Consider the following 255-nt stretch of genomic DNA (forward strand, 5'->3'; position numbering starts at 1 on the left):
CCTTATCCCAAGCACCTAGTGGTCCATAAAAACTCCGAGAGGAAGAACCTGAGGCAAACTTAGCCTCCTGTGCTAACTGACTTCTATCCAAGCCAAGCTTGAAATAAGCATTGCAAGCCTTGACCAAGGCGGACAAACCACTAGAACTTGAGGACAGACCCGCTGCGGTAGGCATATTGTTTTGAGTATCAATACGAACAAAGCCTTCACCAGCTGGACGGTAACGGTCAATAATCTTACTCATCTTGGCATGCT

At 47.1% G+C, this 255-nt stretch carries 1 protein-coding gene; it reads right to left on the reverse strand.

Annotation, left to right across the window (positions count from 1 at the left end; all coding sequences use genetic code 11):
* The coding region (locus JDS92_RS30320; protein ID WP_472926312.1) for a GHMP family kinase ATP-binding protein at positions 1–244 on the reverse strand (244 nt) is incomplete at its 3' end.
* Between the last annotated feature and the right edge of the window lie 11 nt (positions 245–255).

Origin of the sequence: Bacillus cereus group sp. N12 (assembly GCF_016483575.1) — a bacterium.
Classification (GTDB): Bacteria; Bacillota; Bacilli; order Bacillales; family Bacillaceae_G; genus Bacillus_A; species Bacillus_A toyonensis.